The sequence below is a fragment of the Deinococcus sp. YIM 134068 genome (genome assembly GCF_036543075.1).
Taxonomy (GTDB): domain Bacteria; phylum Deinococcota; class Deinococci; order Deinococcales; family Deinococcaceae; genus Deinococcus; species Deinococcus lichenicola.
This window is the reverse complement of the sequence record NZ_JAZHPF010000012.1, coordinates 31,002-52,683: the sequence shown is the minus strand read 5'-3', so window position 1 is coordinate 52,683 and position 21,682 is coordinate 31,002. Positions and strand designations below refer to the sequence as shown.

Annotated in this window: 17 protein-coding genes; 7 read left to right on the top strand and 10 right to left on the bottom strand. The window is 68.2% G+C overall.

All coding sequences use genetic code 11. The features are described from left to right. Positions 1–49 precede the first annotated feature (49 nt). Both V3W47_RS12510 and V3W47_RS12505 read right to left on the bottom strand, forming a co-directional pair. Positions 50–679 carry a superoxide dismutase gene (locus tag V3W47_RS12510; RefSeq protein WP_331825553.1) on the bottom strand — a complete coding sequence of 210 codons (630 nt, stop codon included), beginning with the start codon at positions 677–679 and terminating at the stop codon, positions 50–52. Between the two features lie 174 nt (positions 680–853). Then, a complete protein-coding gene (locus V3W47_RS12505; RefSeq protein WP_331825552.1) occupies positions 854–2,050 on the bottom strand; it encodes a tetratricopeptide repeat protein in 1,197 nt (398 codons plus the stop codon). A 711-nt stretch (positions 2,051–2,761) separates the two neighbouring features. Here V3W47_RS12505 and coaE point away from each other — a divergent pair. Next, on the top strand, positions 2,762–3,424 hold the full coding sequence (gene coaE, locus V3W47_RS12500; RefSeq protein WP_331825551.1) for a dephospho-CoA kinase: 663 nt from the start codon (positions 2,762–2,764) through the stop codon (positions 3,422–3,424). A 22-nt stretch (positions 3,425–3,446) separates the two neighbouring features. Here coaE and pyrG read toward each other — a convergent pair whose 3' ends face one another. After that, positions 3,447–5,108 (bottom strand): CTP synthase, encoded by a 1,662-nt coding sequence (gene pyrG / locus V3W47_RS12495; protein WP_331825550.1) that lies wholly within the window; start codon positions 5,106–5,108, stop codon positions 3,447–3,449. A gap of 131 nt (positions 5,109–5,239) precedes the next feature. On the opposite strand from pyrG, the gene V3W47_RS12490 reads away from it, so the two are divergent. Together V3W47_RS12490 and V3W47_RS12485 are read left to right on the top strand one after the other, a co-directional pair. Continuing rightward, a complete protein-coding gene (locus tag V3W47_RS12490) occupies positions 5,240–8,272 on the top strand; it encodes a type ISP restriction/modification enzyme (protein ID WP_331825549.1) in 3,033 nt (1,010 codons plus the stop codon). Continuing rightward, positions 8,163–8,666: a type ISP restriction/modification enzyme gene (locus V3W47_RS12485; RefSeq protein ID WP_331825548.1), complete on the top strand. Its 504-nt coding sequence runs from the start codon at positions 8,163–8,165 to the stop codon at positions 8,664–8,666. The genes V3W47_RS12490 and V3W47_RS12485 overlap by 110 nt, the downstream gene beginning before the upstream one ends. Before the next feature lie 5 nt (positions 8,667–8,671). Here the strand turns inward: V3W47_RS12485 and recD2 are convergent, their stop codons facing one another. Continuing rightward, positions 8,672–10,783 carry an SF1B family DNA helicase RecD2 gene (gene recD2, locus V3W47_RS12480; protein ID WP_331825547.1) on the bottom strand — a complete coding sequence of 704 codons (2,112 nt, stop codon included), beginning with the start codon at positions 10,781–10,783 and terminating at the stop codon, positions 8,672–8,674. Between the two features lie 49 nt (positions 10,784–10,832). Beyond that, positions 10,833–11,402: a Uma2 family endonuclease gene (locus tag V3W47_RS12475; RefSeq protein WP_331825546.1), complete on the bottom strand. Its 570-nt coding sequence runs from the start codon at positions 11,400–11,402 to the stop codon at positions 10,833–10,835. 95 nt (positions 11,403–11,497) lie between these two features. Here V3W47_RS12475 and V3W47_RS12470 point away from each other — a divergent pair, with 95 nt between their 5' ends. After that, positions 11,498–12,034: an RES family NAD+ phosphorylase gene (locus tag V3W47_RS12470; protein ID WP_331825545.1), complete on the top strand. Its 537-nt coding sequence runs from the start codon at positions 11,498–11,500 to the stop codon at positions 12,032–12,034. Positions 12,035–12,040: 6 nt separating this feature from the next. Here V3W47_RS12470 and V3W47_RS12465 read toward each other — a convergent pair whose 3' ends face one another. The 3 genes from V3W47_RS12465 to V3W47_RS12455 form a co-directional block, all read right to left on the bottom strand. Then, positions 12,041–13,897: a VWA domain-containing protein gene (locus V3W47_RS12465; RefSeq protein ID WP_331825544.1), complete on the bottom strand. Its 1,857-nt coding sequence runs from the start codon at positions 13,895–13,897 to the stop codon at positions 12,041–12,043. 383 nt (positions 13,898–14,280) lie between these two features. Continuing rightward, positions 14,281–15,252, bottom strand: coding sequence for a DUF6745 domain-containing protein (locus tag V3W47_RS12460; RefSeq protein WP_331825543.1), 972 nt, complete (start codon positions 15,250–15,252; stop codon positions 14,281–14,283). After that, complete coding sequence (locus V3W47_RS12455; protein ID WP_331825542.1) at positions 15,252–15,563, bottom strand: DUF8820 family protein; 312 nt, start codon at positions 15,561–15,563, stop codon at positions 15,252–15,254. The genes V3W47_RS12460 and V3W47_RS12455 overlap by 1 nt, the downstream gene beginning before the upstream one ends. A 290-nt stretch (positions 15,564–15,853) precedes the next feature. Here V3W47_RS12455 and V3W47_RS12450 point away from each other — a divergent pair, with 290 nt between their 5' ends. The 3 genes from V3W47_RS12450 (at position 15,854) to V3W47_RS12440 (ending at position 20,378) form a co-directional block, all read left to right on the top strand. Beyond that, positions 15,854–17,035, top strand: a complete 1,182-nt coding sequence (locus V3W47_RS12450; protein WP_331825541.1) for an exonuclease subunit SbcD — start codon at positions 15,854–15,856, stop codon at positions 17,033–17,035. Positions 17,036–17,150: 115 nt separating this feature from the next. Beyond that, the gene (locus V3W47_RS12445) at positions 17,151–19,886 is read left to right on the top strand and encodes an AAA family ATPase (RefSeq protein WP_331825540.1); all 2,736 of its coding nucleotides are present in this window, start codon (positions 17,151–17,153) and stop codon (positions 19,884–19,886) included. A 48-nt stretch (positions 19,887–19,934) separates the two neighbouring features. Then, entirely contained in the window at positions 19,935–20,378 is a 444-nt protein-coding gene (locus V3W47_RS12440) for an NUDIX hydrolase (RefSeq protein ID WP_331825539.1), read from the top strand. 28 nt (positions 20,379–20,406) lie between these two features. Here V3W47_RS12440 and V3W47_RS12435 read toward each other — a convergent pair whose 3' ends face one another. Next, complete coding sequence (locus V3W47_RS12435; protein ID WP_331825538.1) at positions 20,407–20,649, bottom strand: hypothetical protein; 243 nt, start codon at positions 20,647–20,649, stop codon at positions 20,407–20,409. Positions 20,650–20,795: 146 nt separating this feature from the next. Further along, positions 20,796–21,623: a DUF6544 family protein gene (locus V3W47_RS12430; RefSeq protein ID WP_331825537.1), complete on the bottom strand. Its 828-nt coding sequence runs from the start codon at positions 21,621–21,623 to the stop codon at positions 20,796–20,798. Positions 21,624–21,682: the final 59 nt, after the last annotated feature.

Genomic DNA, 21,682 nt, shown 5'->3' with positions numbered 1-21,682 from the left:
AAAAGCACGCCCCCAGCGCACTTGGCCTGGGGGCGTGTTCCTTGCGGCCTTACTGCGACTTCGCCTCCGTGTATCGCCGGGCCACCTCGTCCCAGTTCACGACGTTCCAGAAGGCCTTGAGGTAGTCGGGGCGCTTGTTCTGGTAGTTCAGGTAGTAGGCGTGCTCCCACACGTCCACGCCGAGGATCGGGGTGCCGCTCACGCCCGCGACGCCCTCGCCCATCAGGGGGTTGTCCTGATTGGCGGTGGAGACGACGGCGAGCTGTCCGTTCTGCACGACGAGCCACGCCCAGCCGGAGCCGAAGCGCGTCTTGGCCGCGTCCTCGAACCGCTCCTTGAAGGCGTCGAAGGAACCGAAGGCCTGCTCGATGGCCCCAGCGAGTTCACCGCCCGGCTGGCCCTGCCCGTCCGGCGTCATGACCTGCCAGAAGAGGCTGTGGTTGGCATGGCCGCCCGCGTTGTTCCGCAGGACGTTCTTCTTGTCGGCGGGCACCCGGTCGAGCTGGGCGATGAGCTGCTCCACCGGCATGTCCGCGAGCTCGGTGCCCTCCAGCGCCTTGTTGGCGTTGTCCACGTAGGTCTGGTGGTGCTTCGTGCGGTGGATGTTCATCGTCTGCGCGTTGATGTGGGGTTCGAGGGCGTTCTCCGCGTACGGCAGGCTCGGCAGTTGGTAGGCCATGATGATGCTCCTTTCGGGCCGTCAGGCCCACGCCCACGGCGGGCGGGGACGGCAGCGGCCCTCAGCTTACCCGCGCCTGATGACACGCGTGGGTCCTGCCGAGCTTAAGCGAACGTTCAGGGGAGCACGAAAAGACCCCTCCCGAGTTGGAAGGGGTCACTGTGACGGCGAGCCTCAGCGCACGCGGCCCAGACCCTCGCGGGCCAGCGCATAGTTCGGGCTGAGCCGCAGGGCACGCTCGTAGTTCTCGCGGGCCTTGAGGCGGTCGGGGGCCAGCGTGCCCGCGCCGCGCTCGTAGCTCAGGCCGAGGTAGTAGGCGTACTCGGGCGTCGTGCTGCCGAGGGCGGCGGCGCGCGTCAGGTTCTCGCGGGCGGCCTTGAGATCACCCGCGTCGAGGTCGAGGCGACCCAGGTAGTAGTAGAACTCGGGGTAGCGCAGGGGGTCGAGCCGCACCGCCTGGGTGAGTTGCGTGCGGGCGGTGGCGCGGTCCTGGCTGAGGTAGCTCACCACGCCGTACTGCCCGACCGCGTAGCTGTTGGACGGCGCGAGGCGGGCGGCCTGCGCGGCCTCCGGCTTGGCGGCGGTCGTGTTGCCGCTCAGGGCGAGGAGCTTGGCGTAGTACGCGCGGTTGTAGGGGTCACGCGGGTCGGCGATCACGGCCTGTTGCAGGCTGTCGAGCGCCGCCACGAGGTTGCCCGTCGCGTAGTACATGTCCCCGAGGTTAAACAAGATCACGTCGTTCTCGGGGTTGAGCGTGCTGGCCTGCTTGAAGGCCTCGATGGCCCGCCCGCCGTCGCCCTGAAGTTTGAAGACGTACCCGCGCTCGTTCCACACCTTGCTGAGGTTGAGGTCGCGCTCGGTGCCGCCGAGAGCCTGAACGGTCGCCTCGACCTCGGTGAGCACCCGCTGCGCCTCGGCGAGGTTGCCCGTCACGCTGGCGCGGTCGCTCGCCCCGATGTACTGCTGCTGGTAGGCCTGCGCGAGCGCGATATAGCCGCTGACGTTACGCGGGTCGAGCGCGATCAGCCGCCGCAGCGTCTCGATGGCAGGCAGATACAGCCGCAGCTTGACCTGCGAGCGGCCCAGTCCCAGCAGGGCGTCGGCGTTGCGCGGGTCGATCTCGGCGGCGGCGCGGAAGGCCACGTACGCCTCGTCGAACTTGCCCTGCTCGTAATAGAAGACGCCCAGTGCCACATAATTCGCGGCGGGGCGGGCGGGACGCGCGGGAGTCGCCGGGACGGTCGCCGGAACAGCGGCGGGCGTGGCCGGGGCCGTGGGGGTGGAGGGAGCCGGAGCCGTCGGTAGCGTCTGCGCGGCGGTGCCGGAGAGGATGGCCGCCGCGAGGAGCAGGCCGAGGGAACGTCGTTTCACTGAGAAACCTCCGGGGTCGAGGCTAACACCGCGCTGGGAGCGGTGCAAGCTGACATGGAACGCGGGAATCGATCTTGCCGCATGATAGGCACCCCGCCGCAGACCGGGGTGAAGCACCCGTGAGAGCAGGCACCCGCAGGCACCTTCGCCGGGCAGAAGAGGTGGGTCATCCGGCGAGCATAGAAGGTGACATTGATGCCGTTCTGATGGACGGGGGGCGGGGGCGTCACTTCCCGACACGGCCTCAGCTCATGGACAACCACAGGGATGGCCCTCTCCTCCGGCGACGCCCTGCCCGCTCACCTCCTTCCCACTCACAACGGTGGCCCCATGAGTTGAGGCAAGCCCTTCGATGGATGGGGTCCGAGCGGAGCGAGAACCCGAGACCGGAGCGGTCGAAGTGGAGGTGATGGGGGTGCTTCCCTCCCATCAACGGAACGGAGGACCGCGATCAGAACGCCTGATGTGCAAGAGAAAGCGGGCGTTCCAGACGTTGTGTTGTTCTTCCTCTCCCCTTGTGGGAGAGGGCCGGGGAGAGGGGTGACGAGCACCGCTCGTCCTTCTCCCAGACGACGAAAACGCTCCTTTCGCCCGACGCGTGATTTACATCGGGCGCTTGTGTGGAAGGAGCAAAAGAAATAGCCCCGCGTCTTCCTGTGGTCGTTCACCACCTGACCTCTAACGGCTCCTCCCCGTGGCACAGTACGTCCCATGTCCTCTCCACCCCCTCCCCCGCCCGGCCTGCGCCGCCTCGGCCTGACGGGCAGCATCGGCGCGGGCAAGAGTACCGTCGCGGCCCTGCTGCGAGCACGCGGCCTGACCGTCCTCGACGCCGACGAGCAGGCGAGGCTCGTGACGCTGGAGCCGGAAGTGCTGGCTGAGATCGAGGCCGCCTTTCCCGGCACGGTGCGGGGTGGGGTCCTCGAACGCGCGGCCCTGGCCTCGGTGGTGTTTGGCGACCAGGCCCACCTCTCCCGACTGAACGCCATCGTCCACCCGCGCGTTCGTGCCCGGATGCTGGACCTGGAAGCGGCGGCGGCAGCACGCGGCGAGGGCTGGGTCGTGCAGGACGTGCCCCTTCTCTTCGAGGGCGGGCTGGAGCGTCAGATGGACGCCGTACTCGTCGTGGACGCGCCGTTGGAGACCCGCGTGGCCCGCGTGACCGCCCGCTCGGGCCTGAGCGCGGAGGAGGTCTTGGCCCGCGACTCCCGCCAGATGCCCGCCGGGGAGAAGCGCAGACGGGCGACCGCCGTGCTGGACAACGGGGGGAGTCTGGAGGAGTTGGAGGCGCAGGTGGACGGGGCGCTGGGGACGCTGGGCGTTCAGCCACCAGCCGCCAGCCGCCAGCAGGAAGAAAGCCCCAGCCGGGGCTGAGGCTTCACGCTCCCGAACGCTCTTACGCTTCCGCGCCTGTGAGCTGGTCGCTGGTCGCTGGTCGCTGACCGCTCCCCAACGCCGCCGCCACGAACCCCGCGAACGGCGGGCTGGGCCGCATCGGGCGGCTCTTGAACTCCGGGTGCGCCTGAAGCGCCACGAAAAAGGGGTGGCCGGGAATCTCGATGCTCTCCACGAGGCCCGCGCCGCGCCCCTCACGGCCCGGCGTCACGCCGCTGATGGTGAGGCCCGCCTCCTGGAGCCGCTCCACGTAGGCGGGGTTGACCTCGTAGCGGTGGCGGTGGCGTTCGCGGACGGTGCCCCCCTGCGGCACGCCGTAGAGTTCGGCGATCTTTGTTCCGGCGCGCAACTCCATAGGCCAGTCGCCGAGGCGCATGGTGCCCCCCATCCCGGCGACCTCCAGTTGCTCGGGCATCAGGTCGATGACCTTGTGGGGCGCGTAGGGGTCGAACTCGGCGGAGTTGGCTCCCGAGAGGCCCGCGACGTGCCGGGCGTACTCGATCACGGCGATCTGCATGCCCAGGCAGATGCCGAGGTAGGGGACTCCGCGCGTCCGGGCGTACTCGGCGGCGCGAATCTTGCCCTCGATGCCGCGAATGCCGAAGCCGCCGGGCACGAGGATGCCGTCGGCGTCGCCGAGCTGCGCCTCCAGGTCGCCCTCGCGCAGGTCCTCGGCGTTCACCCACTTGATGTTCACGCGGGCATCGTTGGCGATTCCGGCGTGGGTGAGCGATTCGAGGAGACTGAGGTACGCGTCGGGCATCTGGGTGTACTTCCCGGCGAGGGCAATCGTCACCTCGCGGCCCGGCTGCCGCATCACGCGCATGGCGTTCTGCCACACGCCGAGATTGGGGTGGGTGCGCTCCAGCCCCAGCAGGTCCTCCACCGCCTTGCCCAGCCCCTGCTCCTCCAGCGCGAGGGGCAACTCGTAGACGTGGCCCACGTCGTGGGAGGAGAAGACGCGGTTCTCGCGCACGGACGTGAAGAGGGCGATCTTGCGGGTGATCTCGGGCGGCAGCTTCTCCTTGCTCCGCACCATCACGATGTCGGGGCTGATGCCCACCGAGCGCAGTTCGGCGACCGAGTGCTGGGTGGGCTTGGTCTTGAACTCGTTCGAGGTCCCCAGGTACGGCACGAGGGTCAGGTGCAGGTACAGGACGTTCTCGTCGCCCTCGTCGAAGCGAAACTGCCGGATGGCCTCCAGGAAGGGCAGCGACTCGATGTCGCCCACCGTGCCGCCGACCTCGATCAAAACGATCTCCGCCCCCGCCGTCTCCCCCGCCGCGCGGATGCGGCGCTTGATCTCGTCGGTGACGTGCGGGATGACCTGCACCGTCTGCGAGAGGTAGTCGCCCGCCCGCTCCTTGCGGATGACCTCCTGGTACACCTGCCCGGTCGTGATGTTGCTGCCCGCCGGGATGTCGAGGTCGAGAAAGCGCTCGTAGTTGCCGAGGTCGAGGTCGGTCTCGGCCCCGCTCGCCGTCACGAAGACCTCGCCGTGTTCGTAGGGCCGCATCGTGCCCGCGTCGATGTTGATGTAGGGGTCGATCTTGACCGCCGTGACGCGGGAGCCGCGCGCCCGCAGCAGCGCCCCCAGCGAGGCGCTCGCCACGCCCTTGCCGAGGCTGCTGACCACGCCGCCCGTCACAAAAATGAACTTCATCGTCGTCCCCGAGGCCCTGACCCCACCGGGGGCCAAAAAGAAAAACCGGGGCGCTCGGCCTCCGGGCTTAGAGGATAGCATGGAAGATGTGCGGCGGCCCTCCTCTAAACGCCGCGCTAGCCTGTAGGAACATGCCGACCCCACCTAACCCCACAATCCTGGTCAAAACGTATCTCGACCGTGTGGAAAAAGACCTGAAAGCAGGGCGCGCGACGGAACACACGCACCGGGCGGCCCTATCTACCCTGCTGGAAGGTATGTTGTCTGGCGCACACGCCACCAACGAACCCAAACGAGGCAAATATGGGGCACCTGATTACCTCATTACCCGTGATGACGTGACCCTGGGCTATGCGGAAGCCAAAGATGTGGGCGTCAGCCTGGCTGAGACGGAGAAGAGCGAGCAACTGGGCCGCTACCGGGCCGCCCTGCCCAATCTGCTGCTCACCGATTACTTGGAGTTCCGCTGGTATGTAGATGGCGAGAAGCGGCAAGCGAGGGCTTTGCTGGGCGAGTGGGATGGGCACAAGCTGACGCGTCTGCCTATGGGTCCGGCAGACCTGGCGGCCCTGCTGACCGGCTTCGCGGAGCAAAAGCCTCAGCCCATAGGCTCGGCGCTAGAGCTAGCCCGGCGAATGGCCCGCCTGACCCGCCTAGTTCATGACGTGGCGCTGGACATTCTGAAGCAAAGGGAGGCCAGCGACACGCTGAGAGGATTGCTGGCTGCCTTCCGGGAAACCATTCTGCCTTCCCTCACAGAAGCGGAATTTGCCGACATGTACGCCCAGACCCTTGCTTACGGTCTCTTCGCGGCCCGTGTGGACTTCAAGGGGGGCCACTTCACCCGGCAAGGCGCGGCCCACTCCATTCCCAGGACGAACCCTCTGCTTCAGAAGCTCTTTTACACGCTGACCGGCCCCGATCTGGACGAAGAGCCTTACGTCACACTGATCGACGACTTGGCCGCCCTACTGGCCCAGGCGGACATGGCGGAGATTCTGACTGAGTTCGGCACCTCCGACCGACAGGACGACCCCATCGTTCATTTCTACGAGACGTTCCTGGCCCAGTACGACCCCAAGCTCCGGGAGCAGCGCGGTGTTTACTACACCCCCACGCCGGTAGTCGACTACATCGTGCGAAGTGTGGACGCCCTGCTCAAGCGTGACTTCGGGCTGGTGGACGGCTTGGGTGACACCGGGAAAACCACCTTCACCACCAGCGACGACCGGGGCCAGCGGGTTCAGAAAGAAGTGCCCCGGCTGCTCATCATGGACCCGGCCACCGGCACGGGCACCTTTCCCTTCCAAATCATCCGCCTGTTACGTGACCGCTTTGCTGCCAGCGCCAACGCCGGGCAGTGGCCCGCCTACGTGCGCGAGCATCTCATCCACGCCCTGTACGGCTTCGAACTGATGATGGCACCCTACGCCGTGGCGCACCTGAAGCTGAGCATGGAGCTGGAAGGGCTGGACATGCCGGGCGAGACCCCGGAGCAGCGCGAGCAGCGGCAGGATCAGGCGGTCAAGCTGGGTGAGCGCCTGAACATCTACCTGACCAACACCCTGGACGACCCCGGACACGAGGCCGTACGCCTCAGGGGGCCGTTTCAGGTCATCAGTGACGAGGCCGTAGTGGCCGGGCGCATCAAGGCCGACTACCCCATCATGGTGGTGCTAGGCAACCCGCCATACAGCGGCCACAGCGCCAACAAGGGCCAGTGGATAGACGACCTGTTGAAGGGCACAGTCAGGATGAAGGGCAAGGTGGACAAGGCCCGCCGCACGCCCGGTAACTACTACGAGGTGGACGGTGAGCAGATTAAAGATAGAGGTGGCTTGAAGTGGCTTCAATCTGATGAAAATAAATTCATCAGGTGGGCGCAATGGAAGATAGAGCAAAACGGGCACGGTATAGTTGCTTTTATTACTCCTCACATATATTTGGATGGGCCTGTTTTCCGAGGAATGCGCCAAAGTCTACTCTCGTCTTTTGACGAGATATACGTTTTAGACCTGCATGGTAACGCTAATAGAAAGGAGAGGTCTCCCGACGGCAGCAAAGATGAAAACGTGTTTGACATTAAGCAGGGTGTAGCAATAAGCATATTCGTTAGAAGGATTGATTTACAGAACAAGAAATGTGTAGTATACAAGCAAGACGTTTATGGGTTAAGAGGCGAGAAGTACAAATATTTGTTTGAAAATGATGTTTTAACTATCCAATGGAAGCAAATAAATCCCGAACCTCCCAGGTTTCCCTTTAAAGACTTTGAAGATAATCAAACTTACTTGAATTGGCATTCTGTTAAAGATATTTATTCTCCATATGGAGACCCCGCCCCAGGAATCTTAACAACACACGACAGCTTTGCAATCTCTTTGTCCAGAGAAGGTATTATTGAGAACCTAGAAAAGCTGTCGGCAACGCATGATGAGGCGAGCGCTAGAAAGATATTCAAATTGTGTAGTCAAGATCAGTGGGATTACTCCTCTGCGAGGAGCTATATTCAAAGTAATAGTTATACCAGTTCAATAACAGAAGTTCTATACAGGCCATTTGATTTACGGTTCACGGTCTACGATTCTAATGTTGCAGTACACCTTAGACGAAGAGTGTCAGATAATATGATTCACCCGAATATCTCTTTAATAACCAATAAATCGGTGGAGGGGAGAAAAGATTGGGAACACGTCTTTTTATCCAATAAACCCGTCACGCACCACTCTCTATCAATAAAAGAAATCAACTACCAGTTCCCTCTTTATCTATACCCTACCCGTGGTGGAAGTACACTTTTAACTCCAACAACTACTTGGCCTATCGACGCTCAGGAGCGCACACCCAACCTGTCTAAGACATTTATTGTCGCATTGATGAACGCGACGGGATTGCCGTTTCGGGCTGCCGGCGGCGAGGCGCTAGCCGAGCCGCCGCAGCCCAGAACAGCCCAGAACAGCCCAGAACAGCCCAGAACAGCCCAGAACAGCCCAGAACAGCCCAGAACAGCCCAGAACAGCCCAGAACAGCCCAGAACAGCTTATGGCGGGATTTATGCCCGAAGACGTATTCCACTACATCTACGCCGTGCTACACAGCCCCAGCTACCGCAGCCGCTACGCCGACTTCCTCCGCACGGACTTTCCGCGTATTCCGTTGCCTGACACACTCGAACGCTTCTGGGCGCTGGCAGAGTTGGGGGCCAAGCTAGCCGGGCAACACCTCCTCGAAACGGCGGGCAAACTGGGCGGCTTCCCCAAAGCGGGCAGCAACGCGGTCGAGAAGGGCTACCCCGAGTTCATTCATCCCAGTGCAGGCGATACCACGGGCAAGGTGATGATCAATTCGGACCAATGGTTTACCGGTGTAACTCCAGAAGTCTGGGAATTCCGAGTGGGCGGGTATCAAGTGGCCGAGAAGTGGCTGAAGGACCGGCGGGGCCGCACGTTGAGCCTCGCGGAGCAGAACCACTACCAAAAGACGCTGGGCGCACTCGCCGCCACCATTCCCCTGATGGAAGAGGTTGATGAGGCTATAGACGGCTTGATTCCATCCTGAAAGCCCTACCGCCCCCGCACCCGCTCCAGCAGCGCCGTGTTGCGCTCCTCGCGCTGACGCAGGGCGGCCTTGTCCCACGCAGACGCCGACCCCGCCGCGAAGAAGCGTTCGCGGGCGCGGGTGAGGGCCGTGTAGACGAGGTTGCGCGAGAGCATCGGCATGTGCGCCTCGTGCAGCACGCCGAGGACCGTGCCCCACTCGCTGCCCTGCGCCCGGTGGACGGTCAGGGCGTAGCCGAGCTGGAGGTTGAAGAGTTCGGCACCGACGAGTTCCACCACGTTGCCGTCGAAGTCCACGGTGAGGCGTCCGCCCTCGGCCTTGAGGACCGTGCCCAATGCGCCGTTAAAGACCTCGTTGCCGTAGTCGTTCTTCGTCTGGACCACCACGTCGCCGGGCCGCGCCTCGCCCTCCGCGATCCGCAGACCGCCCTCGCCGGGGTTGAAGATGGATTGGAGGTGAGTGTTGAGGAGGTCCACGCCGAGCGGCCCCTTCCGCATCGGCGTGAGGACCTGCACCTGCCCCGGCCCACCCAACTCGCGCACCATCAGGGCGACGCGGCGGGCACCCACGTCCGGCTCGGTCTCGGTGAGGTTCAGGCGGGGATCGCCCCACTCCGGGGCCTGACCGTGCAGCAGCCCGTGGGCGGCGCGGATGATCGGGTTCTCGGCGGCCTGGCGGTACACGGTGGTCAGGCGAACGGTGGGCGCGGTGTGCGTGAGGGCGTGGAGGGGCAGCCCGGCGTCCACGGGCGGGAGTTGGTCCACGTCGCCCACGAGGAGCACCCGCGCGCCCGGCGGCACGGCGGCGAGGAGCGAGAGCATCAGCCCGTCGCCGCACATGCTCACCTCGTCCACGATGAGAAGGTCGTAGGGCGCGGGTTCGAGGTGGTTGTGCCGAAAGCCCGCCGGGCCGTAGCCGAGCAGGCGGTGGATGGTGGAGGCGGTGCGGCCCGTGACCTCGCCCAGACGACGCGCCGCTTTGCCCGTCGGAGCGCAGAGACCGACCTCCAACCCGAGCTTTTCCGCGAGGTCCGCGACGGCCCGCGTCGTCGTGCTCTTGCCCGTGCCCGGCCCGCCCGTCAGCACGACGAGGCGGTGATCTTCGAGGAGGTCGAGGACCCGCGCCTGTTCGTCGGACAAGCCCTTCGCCGACCCGTCCGGGACCATCCACTCGTCCCCGGCGGGCGGCGTGGCGAGCAGGGTGCGGATAAGTTGGGCGAGCTTCTTCTCCGCGCGCAGGACGTGGGGGAGGTAGATGCGGCTCTTGCCGTCCGGGGTCGGGTCGTCCGACAGGCGACCGAGTTCCACCGCCGTATCTACCGCGAGCCGGGCCTGGTCCGGGGAGACGCGGGTGTAGTGAACGACACCGCGCTCGGCCCGCTCACGGGGGAGGAAGGAGTGCCCGCCCTGCTGCCCGGCCTGCTGAAGCGCGTACACGGCGGCGGCGGTGAGGCGGCGGGGGTCATCGCGGGGAAGCTCCTGCGCGGCCCACAGCTTGTCGGCGGTCAGGAAGCCGATGCCCTCGACCTCGGTCATGGCGAAGAGGTCGGCTTGCAGGCGCTCCAGCGCCGACTCCCCGAAGTGCTTCACGGCCCGCTGCGCCTGGGAGATGCTCAGCCCCAGCCCCTGCAACCCAGCGAGGAGACGGCGTTCCAGCCCCTGCTGGCTCCAGCTCGCCGTCATCTTGTGGAGGGTGGACTGGGTGACGCCGGGCACCTGCAACAACTTCTCCGGCTCCCCCTCCAGCACGTCGAAGGTCGCCGGGCCGAACATCCGGGCGATGCGTCCGGCCAGCACTTTGCCGACGCCGCCCACACGGGCCTCCAGGTAGGCCGCCACGCCCGCTTCCGTCAGGTCGGTGGGCTGGGCCTCCAGCACCATGTTCAGGACGCGGTACTGGTAGCCGTACTCGCGGTGTTCCTCCATCAGCACGTCGGCGCTGAAGGTGTCGCCCGCCTCCAGCGGCGGCATCACGCCGATGACGGTGGCGTCGGGGTCCTCGCCCTCCGAGTTGCGAAGGCGGGCGGTCATGACGGTGAAGCCGCTATCGGCGCGGAAGCGCACGCGGTTGACGCCGCCCGTCACGCGGATGGGATCGGCGGGCGGGGCGGCGGGCATGGTGGACAGGATAGCGCCGGGGGCGGATTCTGTCGGCGGCGGAATGGCGTTAGAGCACGCCGTCGTACATCTCGTCCAGCGACAACTCCGCGCCCAGGCAGGGCAGGGGGATGAGGCCGTCTCCCGCATACTCTGTCATCCCCCAACGTCCGCCGTCACGCTGATAGACGTAGACCCGCCGCTCCCTCTGCTCGGCGATCAGGTAGGTTTGCAGGCTGGGAAGGGCGGCATAGGCATGGTATTTCACGCACCTGTCCACCAACTCCGTACGCGGCTCGATCACCTCCAGCAGAAAGAGAGGGTCGGTGCCGTACCACTCCTGCACGTTTTCTGTCCGGTAGACCGCCAGATCGGGATAGAAGAAGCTGGGCCGCTCCGGGATGTGGAGCTTGAATTGAGAGGACCCCAGCCACAACTCCCGGCGGTCGCAGGCGTCGAAGAGCTTCATCATGACGTTCGTGGTGACGCCGCAGTGAGCCGCGCTCGTGCCGTCCTCCTCGCCGGACTCCCCGTGCAGGCCGTACCAGAAGCCGCCCACGTACTCCCGCCGGAACTCGGATTCGATCTCCGTGCGGAGGTACTCCTCCACGCTCATGCGCTTGAAGGCGAGGCCTTGCATGCCCGCATGGTACGGCGTAAACGCAGCGTTGAGCCGGTCCTCAAGCCAACGTGTCCGAAGCCGGATAGCTTCCCTCCATGCTCAAGGACGCCGAAATGAGAGAGGCCCTTCAGACCGTCGCCCCCACCATTTGGGAGGGCACGGCCCACCGCTGTGTGGGAGGCGTGTCGGTGCGGGACGTGACGGACGCCCTGCGCGACCTCACGAAAGACGGGCGCTACAGCCGGGGGGGAGCGTTCCGGACGCTGTACCTGTCGCTCAGCCCCGAACTCGCGGTCAAGGAATACCGACAATCGCCGGAAGAGGGCGAGCTGCGGGGCGTGACCTGCCTGAGCCTCCCCCTGCGGGCCGGGCGCGTGCTGGACCTCACCGACGAGGAGGTTCAGGAGCGGCTCGGCACGGGCTTGCAGGAACTCACCGGGGACTGGCAGGTCCTCACGGGCCGGGGCCGGGACGCGCCGACGCAACGGCTGGGGCGGGCCGCCTTCGACTCCGGGCGCTTCGACGCGCTCCTGTATCCCAGCAAGCTCGCCCCGGAAGCGGCTAACCTCCTCGTCCTCGTGGACCGGGCGAGCGGGCGGCTCGCGGCGATGGACCTCCCCGCAGGCTTCCCGGAACGGCTGGAGGTGTAGGCCGCCTCAGCTCGGCTGCACGAAGCGGCGGATGGTGCCGGAGGCGATGTAGGACTTGCCGTCGGGCGCGGTGTTCACCATGTCCACCACGTACAGGGTGCCGTCCTCACGGATGCCGCGTGGGAAGCGCATGTTCCAGTCGGGGTGGTAACCGTCCGACACCACGCGGGCGCGCAACTTGCTCCCGTCCTTGAGGCACTGGACGAGGACGCCTGAGCCGACCGCATCCGTATTCTCCAGGTCGGCCAGGGTGACGGGGGCCTTGACGGCGCGGGGCGCGGGGGCCGAGCGGGAGGCACCGAACCCGCCCCCACGGACGCCCGCCAGCGGGTCGCTCTCGCCGGGGCGCACGACGCGGCGCACCTCACCGACGACCCGGTAGAAGGAGCCGTCCGCGCTCGTCTCCAGCCCGTCCACCACGTAACGGGCACCCTCGGCACGCAGGGCGCGGGGGAACTGGACGTTCAGGCCGCCGCCCTCGCCGTCCGCCTCCACCTTCACGCGCAGGCGTCCCCCTTCCCGCACGCAGACGAGTTCCACGCCGTTCCCCGCATCCGCCACCACGGGCAGGGCGAGGGCGGCGGCGTCCACGGTCACGCCGCGTCCGAGGAGATCGGTGCGGGCGCGGCTGAGGCCCTGGAAGGACTGGTCGCGCAGTTCCTTGCGGGTGTCGCCGTCCAGCCGCCGGGACGCGATGCGGGCGGCGTAGTGTTCGAGCTGCTCGATTTCCTCGGCGATCTCGAAGTGTTCATGCAGCCCGGAGGCGCGCAGCTCGCCGATGAGACCGCGCAAGATCGCCTCCGCCCCCGCCGCGTCGCCCCCGTCCGCGAGGTCCACGGCCCGCTCCTTCGCGCGGGCGATCCGCAGTCGGGCGAGGTCGAGGGTCACGGCCACGTCGCTTCTCAGGTCCGGGCCGAGCGGCGCGGCGACCGCGCGCACGTCCAGCCCGCCCGTCAGCGTCTCGATGGCCCCGTCCCGCACCGCGTCCGCCCGGAAGGTGAGGCCGAGCAGCCCGTGGTCCCCGGCGGGCAGGGCGGGCAGGCTGAGGCTCAGGCCGAGCAGCTTGTCCTCGTCCTCGTACACGTCGCCGAGATCGAGGGTGAGGGAATCGCTCCCCTTGCGGTGGAGGCTGAGCACGTCCGTCACGTTCACGCCGGGAGCCGGGGACAGGGTGACGGTCAGGTTCTGCGCGGCGACGGCCTTCAAGGTCTGAAGCTCGATGCCGAACACGTCGGCGGCGTCGTCGGCGGACTGGATGAAGTAGAAGTTGCCGCCCGCCGCCCGCGCCATGCCGATGAGGAGGTCCTCCTGGAAGTAGCTGCCGAAGCCGAGCGTGGTCGTCGTCACGCCCGCTTCCGCCTTCTGGGCCGCCGTCTTCGTGAGGACGCTCGGATCGCTGACGCCCACGTTCGCCTGCCCGTCGGTGAGGAGCAGCACCCGGCTCACGACCTGCGGCCCGGCGTGCGCCGCCACGAGTTCCACCCCGCGCAGCCAGCCGCCGGAGAGGTTCGTCAGGCCGCCCGCCCGGATGCCCGCGAGCCGCGCCTTGAGGGCCGCCCGGTCGGTGACGGCGGTGGGCGCGATGAGGGTCTGTACCTCGTCGTCGTACACGACCACGCTGAGGGTATCGCCCGGTCCGAGTTCGTCCACCACCCCCTGCGCGGCGCGGATGGCGTGCTTGAGGAGGCCCCCGGCCATGCTCCCGCTCCGGTCGATGACGAGCGCGAGGTTCAGCGGCCTGCGCGCCGCCCCCGTGCTCGGCAGCCGGAAGCGGACGAGGAGGTCGGACGCGCCCGCCATCCCCTCCACGAGTTGCGACTGGCCGAAGCTGTACTCCACCTGCACGGGCTGCTGCTGGGTCATGGGGTCTCCTTGAGGTGAAGAGAAGGGCGTCTCCCCGTCATTGTGACCGGGCAGAGGCTGGAAGTGAGCAGAGTTGATGGGGGTAGTGGAGGGGGAAGCGGGGCTAACGAGAGAGGCGAGATGACGCGTGTTTTTTACCCCTCCCCCTCACGCCGCTCGATGTGAATCCCGGCTCAAGGAAAACGAGCGTTTTCTTCGTCTGGCAGGAGGACGAGCGGTGCTCGTCACCCCCTTCCCCGACCCTCTACTTCGCAGCTCTACGAGTCACCCGCAAGGGGAGAGGGAGCAAAAAAGCAAAAAGCACTTCTGAAACGCTGGCTTTCCATGACACATCAGGCGTTTACGGGGGACGCCGGGTGAGGGGTGATGCCGCACGCGTCCTCTCACGCCTCCCGCATGGGCCGGTAGTCCTCCGGCTCCAGCCCCGCCGTCCACGCCACCGCCCCAGCGCAGGTGCGGATGTGCGGCGGCACACGCAGGGCATACCGACCCCCGGTCGAGGGGCAGCGCACGAGGACGGCCACGAGCGGCTCGTCGTCGCCCAGGGGCACCCGCACGAGCTGGCGCTCGCCGCCCGCGTCCCGGTCCCGGTCGAGGATGAGTCCGCCGACCTCGGCGAGAAACCGCTCCACGCCGATGCGGTCGAGGAGAACCCGGCGGCGCTGCACGTTGCGGGTGAGCAGGACCTCGCGGCCCGTCAGGGTGTCGGGGCGGAAGGCGATGCGGGCATCCACGGGCACGCCGCGCCAGCGCAGGCTCGCCCGCAGACCGGTGGGCAGGCCCGTCAGGCCGCTGTCCGCAAGTTCGAGCGGGCCGGTGAGGTGGAGGTCGGCCCCCAGCGTCGTCAGCACGGCACACCCGCTCACGTCCAATCCGCCGACGCTGACCTGCCCCTCCAGCCGCGTCAGGGAGCGGCAGTCGCGCACGCTCAGCCGCGCGGCACGCAACTCGGCGCTCAGGGTCCGCAGGCCGCTTCCGCTCAGGTCCACGCCGTCCCGCACGCTCAGGCGTCCGTCCACCTCATGCAGGGACGGCGTATTCCGCGCGCTCAGCGAGTCCGCTTGCAGGTCGGTCGGCAGGGCGCTGAGGTTCGGGCAGTCGTCCACGTTCAGGGACGTGCAGCGCAGCCATTCGGGCAGGGCGCGCAGCCACGCCGACCCGCTGAGATTCAGGGGGCCGGAGACGTGGAGGGCGGAGGGAACCGGGCCGCGCCGCAGCAGCGTCCGGGCCTGTTCGGGGATGACGGTGGGCACCGCGCCGGACGGTGGAACGGGCGAAGGGGCGGGCTGTGCCTGCGTCTCCCGCTCCCGATGCGGCACCGAGATCATGCGCCCGCCGCTTCCCACCCGGAACATCAGTCGAGCACCACGCGGACGCTGCCGGGCGTGTACTCGCGCTGCCGCCAGACCCGGTACCACCCGCCCGGAAGACGGATGGGCGCGTGCTCCTCGTGCGTCAGCGTGGCGTGCGCGGCGGTGACGTGCAGGTAGCGGTTGGGGCCGCCCGCCTCGTAGAGTTGCGCCGCGTGCGTCTCCGCGATGCGGTGCGCGTGGCCCGTCACCTCGCCGTGGGCCAGAACGAGATGCCCGGTGGGCTGGAGCGGTCCGGTCGGCGGCAGGGTCGCGCGCAGGAAAACATCGCCGTGGCGGTACAGGGGAGTGGACATGGGGTGGCTCCTTCGGGTGAGCGTGAGGTCAGTTTCAATTACGTCTCCAGCATAATCTGTATCGCCTTCTCTGTCAAACGCCCCTCGCTTTCAGAAGTTCGGCCTGGGCCTGAGCACAGGGGACCGCCTTCTCGACTCGACCGCTTGAGAAAGAACGATTCCGACGCGCTCCATCCCCCCGTCGCCCCTCTCTTCTCCCCCGGCAACTGCCCCCGGCGAGCCTCGCCCCAGCCGCCCCAATCCCACCCACGGCGGCTTTCAAACTGCGTCCCCGTGCTATTTTTTCCGTCATGCGCGTACTTCACACGGCGGATTTCCACGCCGGGCGGAATCTCAAGGGGCTGGACCGGACGCCGGAGGTCCACGCCGCCCTGACGGAAATCGCGGGGCTGGCCCGCAGCGAGCGGGCGGACGCGGTGCTCGTCTCCGGCGACGTGTTCGACACGGTGAACCCGTCGGCGGAGGCGGAGGGGGCGGTCTTCGACTTCTTCCTGCGCCTGCGCGACGCCCGGATTCCGGCGGTCGTCATCGCGGGCAACCACGACTCCGCCGCGCGGCTGCACGGGCTGGCGGGGCTGCTGGGGTGGGTGGGCGTGCAGCTCGTCGCCCAGCCGACCGCCAATCCGCTCGACATGATCCGCACGGTGGAGACGCGCGGGGGCGAGACGCTGACGGTGGCGGCGCTGCCCTTCCTCTCCGAGCGGCGGCTGGTGAAGGCGGCGGACCTGATGGGCGGCGACGTGGGCGCGTGGCGGCAGAAGTACCGGGAGGGCATGAGCTTTTTCCTGCGCCGCCTCGCGGGGGGATTCAAGCCCGGCACGGTGAACATGCTCATGCTCCACGCCACGATGGACGGCGCGGTGCCCAGCGGCTCGGAGCGGACGATGCAGTTCGACCTGATGAACGCCTACACCCTCTCGCCGCTGCAACTCCCGGCGGAGGCGCAGTATGTCGCCCTCGGGCACGTCCACAAACCGCAGGCCGCGTCCGAGACGCCGCTCGCCCACTACCCCGGCTCCGTCATCCAGCTCGACTTCGGCGAGGGCGGCGAGAAGAAGCGGGTCAACCTCGTGGAGGTGGAGACCGGACGCCCCGCCCGCGTGACGCCCCTCCCGCTGGCGAGCGGGCGCGAGCTGCGGACCGTGCGGGTGGACCTGGAGCACGTGGACGCGCGGCTCTCGAAACTGGCCGACTTCTCCGGCCTGGTGAGGGTCGTCGTGCGTGCCCCCTCCGGCACCGCGATGCCGGGCCTCAAGGACCGGGTACTGCGGATGGTGCCGAATACGCTCGCCGTGGAGCTGGAGGCCGTGCAGGACGACCTCGCCCTCCCCCACCTGAAACGCGAGGGCCTGAGTCTCGCCCAGCTCTACGAACGCTTCCACCGCGAGCGCCGGGGCGAACTCCCCGACGACCTGCGCGCCGCCTTCCGCGAGGCCGACGAGGCGGCGCGGGGGGAGGAGGTGGAGGCGTGACTCGCTTCGCTCGTGGTCTAACGGTCGAACCGTCGAACGGTCGAACCGCCGGGGCCGCCCCTTCCGTTAGACGGTCAGACCTTTTGACGGTTAGACCCACGCCGGAGGCGCGCCCATGAGGCCCCTCAAGCTCGAACTCCAGAGCTTCATGTCCTACCCGCAACACACGGAGGTGGACTTCTCCGACCTGGAGCTGTTCGCCATCGTGGGGCCGACGGGGAGCGGGAAGAGTGCGCTGCTGGACGCGATGACCTTCGCGCTGTACGGAAGTACGCCCCGGCTGGGGGAGCGCGGGATGGACGCCTTGATCTCCAAGCAGGGGGAGCGGGGCCTGAGCGTCAGCCTGACCTTCGAGGCGGGCGGCGAGACCTACCGGGTGGCGCGCAGCAAGGGGCGCAGGCAGGCCGAGAACGAGGTGCGGCTGGAGCGCCGGGACGAGGGGCGCTGGGTGGGCCTGAACGACGGGGGCGCGAAGGGGGTCAACGACCGCATCCGGCGGGTGGTGGGGCTGGACTTCCACACCTTTGCAAGGAGCGTGCTGCTGCCGCAGGGCAAGTTCGACGGTTTCCTGCGCGGCACGGGCAAGGAGCGGCAGGCCCTCCTCGGCGAGCTGATGGGCCTCGACCACGTGCGGGCCATGCAGGGCTTCGCGGGCGAGCGGGCGAAGGACCTCAAGCACCGCTCGACCAGCCTCCACGCGCTGCTGGCGGGCGAATACGCGGGCGTGACCCCCGAGGCGGCCCGGACCCTGCGCGCCGAGCGCGAGGCGCTGGACGCCGAGACCGAGCGCCTGCGCGAGACGCAGGAGCGGCTTCAGGGGCAGGTGAACCGACTGCGGGCGCTGGAGGGCGTGTGGACCGCCCGCGAGGACACCCAGCGTCGCCTGAGCACGTTGGAGGCCCGGTCGGAGGGCGTGCGCGAGGGGGAGCGGCGGGCCGAGCGGGCGCGGCGGGTGGCGGGCGTCCTTCCCCTGCTCGACGCGGCGGAGCGGGCGCGCATCGCGGCGGAACGGGAGGCGGGCGAGCTGGAGCGGGCGGCGGGGCAGGAGGCGGCGGCCCGGCGCGCGGTGGGGGCGGCGGACCTCGCCCTGAGAGCGGCGCAGGAGGCGGAGGCCCGCATCCCCGAACTGGAGGCCCGCGCGGACGCACTACGTGAAGCTGAGGCGGACGCGGCCCGGCTGAGGCGGGCGGGCGGCACGGTGCAGACCACCCACACCTCCCCCCTGCCCTGGGACGAGGACGCGCACCAGACGGCGCGCGAGGCGGCGGGCAAGCTCGACACCCTGCGCCGCGAGCGCGTGCAACTGGAGACCGAGAAGACGGGGCTGAGCGCGCAAAAAGCCCGCCTCGCCGCCGACGAACACCTCCAGGCGGACCAGACGCTCGAATGGGGCCGGGTGGAGCGCGAGGGCAAGGCCGCGAAGGCGGACCTCGACGCCGCGACCGCCGAGCTGGAGGCCGCCCGGCGCGAGGCGGGACTCTCGGCGTACCGGGCACACCTCCACCTCGGGGAACCCTGCCCGCTGTGTGAGGGGACGGTGCGGACGTTGCCGGAGGCTCCCACCGTGAACCTGGAGGCGCTGGAGGGGCGTGTGGGGGCGCTCGACCGCACGCTGACCGACCGCCGCACCCGCTACCTCGAACTCAAGGCCGAACTCGCCGCCCGCAAAAAGGCCATCGAGGCCAAGCGGGCCGAGGTCGCCGACTGGGAGGAGGCCCTCAAACAACGTGACGCCGACCTGCGCCAACTGGAGGCCAACATCACGGGCGACCCGCACGACCTCGCCCTGCGGCTACTCGCCGGGCTGGCGGGGCGGGTGCGCGCGGCAGGCACGGACCCCGCGCGGGAGCGTCAGCGCCTGCTGGCCGAGGTCAAGACCCTCCGCACCCGCCTGAGCGAGGCGCAGGCGGCGCAGGCCCGAGCGCACAGCGCCCACGCGGCGGCGCAGGCCACGCTGACCTCCGCCCGCCACGCCGCCGGGGCACGCGCCCGCGAGGCGGAGGAGACGGGGAGCGCCCTGAGCACCGCCCTCTCCTCCCTGGGGCTGAGCGCCGATCAGGCCCGCGCCGCCGGGCTGCCGGAGGCCGATATCGCCGCGCTGGAGGGGGCCGCGCGCACCCACGGGGCGCAGGTGGAGCAACTGCGCGCCCGGCTCGCCGAACTGGGGCGGCAACTCGGGGTCGAACCCTTCGACCCGGCCCACCTCCGTCAGGCCGACCGCGACCTGACCGCCACGACCAGCGCCCTGACAAATGCCCACGAGCGGGCCGGGAGCCTCGCCGAGCAGGAGCGCGGTCTGCGCGAGCGGCTGAGGCGCAAGGCCGAGATCGAGGCGGAGGCGGGGGAGGTCGCCGCGCGGCTCGACACCTGGCAGACCCTCTCGAACACGCTGCGGGCCAACGAGTTCCCGCAGTACCTCCTCGCGGAGGTCGAGGCGCGGGTGCTCACGGGCGCGGGGGCGCTCCTGTTTGAGATCAGCGACGGGCGCTACCGCCTCGCGCTGGAGGACGGCGAGTACGTCGTGCAGGACCTGTGGAACGCGGGCGAGACGCGGGCGGTCAAGACCTTATCGGGCGGTGAGACCTTCCTCGCCAGCCTCAGCCTCGCCATCGCCCTGAGCGACTACCTCGCGGGCAACCGGATTCTGGGGGCGCTCTTCCTCGACGAGGGCTTCGGCACCCTCGACCCGCAGGCGCTGGAGGCCGTGGCGAACGTGCTGGAGAACCTGCGGACGCAGGGCCGCATGGTCGGCGTCATCACCCACGTCGAGAGCCTCTCCGAGAGGTTGCCCAGCCGCCTCCTCGTCACCAAGAGCGCCGCCGGAAGCAGCGTGCAGCGCCTGGACGGGTAGGGCGTGCGCGTCACCGAGCGGACGAGTTGGGAGGGAAGGTCCGCCCTGATGACGTGGCTGCCGGAATACTGGCCCGGCTCAGGTGAGACCGTGACACAGGTCAGCGGAGTGTGTCTGACCGGGGAGGGCCTGATCGTCCTCGTGTCGGGGGACGGCCACGACTGGAGCCTGCCCGGCGGCAAGCCCGAGGACGGCGAGATGTGGGAGGAGACGCTACGGCGCGAGGTCGCCGAGGAGGCGTGCGCCGACGTGCTGAACTGCGAGTTGATGGGGGCGCAAAAGGTGGAGGGACTGACGCCTCAGCCCTACTTTCAACTGCGTTTTTGGGTACGCGTCCGCCTGAACTCCTTCTCGCCTCTCTTCGAGAAGAGGCATCGGCGGGCGGTCTCGCCGGAGGAGTACGGGCGCGTTCTGTCGTGGGGATCGGGAGCTATCGGGCAGGCCCTCTTACGTCAGGCGTTGGAGATTGAGCGGCGTTGGCGGGGCGGTTGAGATCACAGGTGAAGCTCCTGCCGCCCGATCAGCCCTCCCCGTCCTCGTCCCTCCCGTTCGCCTGCCCGCTGCGGTCCACCGTCGGCATTACCGGGACGCCCATGCCGGTGCCCGTGGCCGTCCCGCCGGCTCCGCCTAACCCCGTGGGCGGGATGATCACGCTCCCCTGCGTTCCCGGCTCGCTGTCGGCGGTGCGGCTGGAGTCGAGGTTGCCGCTCTCGCGCTCGACCTCCTCGACGGACTTTCCGAGTGGGGTGGTGTCTTCCATCATGGGAAACCTCCTCTGGGTGCTGGTGTTCCGCTTACCATACCTGGTCGGCTGATCAAGCGGGTGGGGGCGGAATCAACAGCATAAGCGGGTGAGCAGGCGAGTGGACGTGGGGGCGACCGTTCCGGGGCCTCAGCGTCCCGCACTCGTCACGGCCCGCGTCCCCTCAAGGACGACCGCACGTCCACGTTGTTCACCACGTCCTCGACTGTGAAGGTGGCCCAGGGTCGCCCGTCGTCGGCCCAGGTGACGGACGCCACGCGGGGCAGGGTCGTGCCGCCGAAGTCGCCCCAGGCCAGCACGTCGTTCAACCAGCGCGTCTTGGTGGGGCTGTCCGCCGCCTTGTAACGCAACGCCTCCAGCGTTTGCGGGCGGCCACTCTGGGGATCGAAACGCACCGTGAATCGCTCCTCGTCCCCGCCGAAGGGCACGACGAGCCGGGCCGTGTCGTCGGTGACGGCCTCCCAGCGCACGCGGGCATCCGTGAGGAAGACGGCGGGCATCCAGATCGCCTCGGCCCACAGCGCGAGGTTGGCGGCCTGTTCGACCTTCGGGGCGTCCACATTTGACCCCAGGGGCGTTTCCATGCGGCTGTGCCCGTCCAGATAGACCTCGTGGACCCGCATCACCGGCCAGCCGAACAGCGTCACCTCGATGTAGTGGCGGTAGTTGCGCCCGGCCTCGTGGATGAAGCGGAAACGGCCCGGCAGGGTCGGCCCACCCGGCACGGGCCGCAGCCACGCCCGCCCGCTGATCACGGCGGAGTGGACGACGGGAACCCGCTCGCCGTAGGTCACGCGAAAATACCGCTCCACGGGCGGCGGCAGCCCGGCGGGAAGCGGCACCGTCCGGGGAGGGACGGTGTTCCCGGTGACGGCGGGGAAGGGCGCGGGCCGGACCCGCAGGCCCACCGCGAGGAGCGCCGCCACCCCCATGAACACACCGGCAAAGGTCAGCAAGCCTCGGTGAAGTCGCATCTTCGGACTCCTTGAGACGCCGGGGACCTGTGGATCAACGTCTCCCGGTTCGTCACCTC

Coding starts and splice junctions, on each gene's coding strand:
- V3W47_RS12510 (WP_331825553.1), bottom strand. CDS start 679: ATGGCCTACCAACTGCCGAGCCTGCCGTACGCGGAGAACGCCCTCGAA.
- coaE (WP_331825551.1), top strand. CDS start 2,762: ATGTCCTCTCCACCCCCTCCCCCGCCCGGCCTGCGCCGCCTCGGCCTG.
- pyrG (WP_331825550.1), bottom strand. CDS start 5,108: ATGAAGTTCATTTTTGTGACGGGCGGCGTGGTCAGCAGCCTCGGCAAG.
- V3W47_RS12490 (WP_331825549.1), top strand. CDS start 5,240: ATGCCGACCCCACCTAACCCCACAATCCTGGTCAAAACGTATCTCGAC.
- V3W47_RS12485 (WP_331825548.1), top strand. CDS start 8,163: ATGCCCGAAGACGTATTCCACTACATCTACGCCGTGCTACACAGCCCC.
- recD2 (WP_331825547.1), bottom strand. CDS start 10,783: ATGCCCGCCGCCCCGCCCGCCGATCCCATCCGCGTGACGGGCGGCGTC.
- V3W47_RS12475 (WP_331825546.1), bottom strand. CDS start 11,402: ATGCAAGGCCTCGCCTTCAAGCGCATGAGCGTGGAGGAGTACCTCCGC.
- V3W47_RS12470 (WP_331825545.1), top strand. CDS start 11,498: ATGAGAGAGGCCCTTCAGACCGTCGCCCCCACCATTTGGGAGGGCACG.
- V3W47_RS12465 (WP_331825544.1), bottom strand. CDS start 13,897: ATGACCCAGCAGCAGCCCGTGCAGGTGGAGTACAGCTTCGGCCAGTCG.
- V3W47_RS12460 (WP_331825543.1), bottom strand. CDS start 15,252: ATGTTCCGGGTGGGAAGCGGCGGGCGCATGATCTCGGTGCCGCATCGG.
- V3W47_RS12455 (WP_331825542.1), bottom strand. CDS start 15,563: ATGTCCACTCCCCTGTACCGCCACGGCGATGTTTTCCTGCGCGCGACC.
- V3W47_RS12450 (WP_331825541.1), top strand. CDS start 15,854: ATGCGCGTACTTCACACGGCGGATTTCCACGCCGGGCGGAATCTCAAG.
- V3W47_RS12445 (WP_331825540.1), top strand. CDS start 17,151: ATGAGGCCCCTCAAGCTCGAACTCCAGAGCTTCATGTCCTACCCGCAA.
- V3W47_RS12440 (WP_331825539.1), top strand. CDS start 19,935: ATGACGTGGCTGCCGGAATACTGGCCCGGCTCAGGTGAGACCGTGACA.
- V3W47_RS12435 (WP_331825538.1), bottom strand. CDS start 20,649: ATGATGGAAGACACCACCCCACTCGGAAAGTCCGTCGAGGAGGTCGAG.
- V3W47_RS12430 (WP_331825537.1), bottom strand. CDS start 21,623: ATGCGACTTCACCGAGGCTTGCTGACCTTTGCCGGTGTGTTCATGGGG.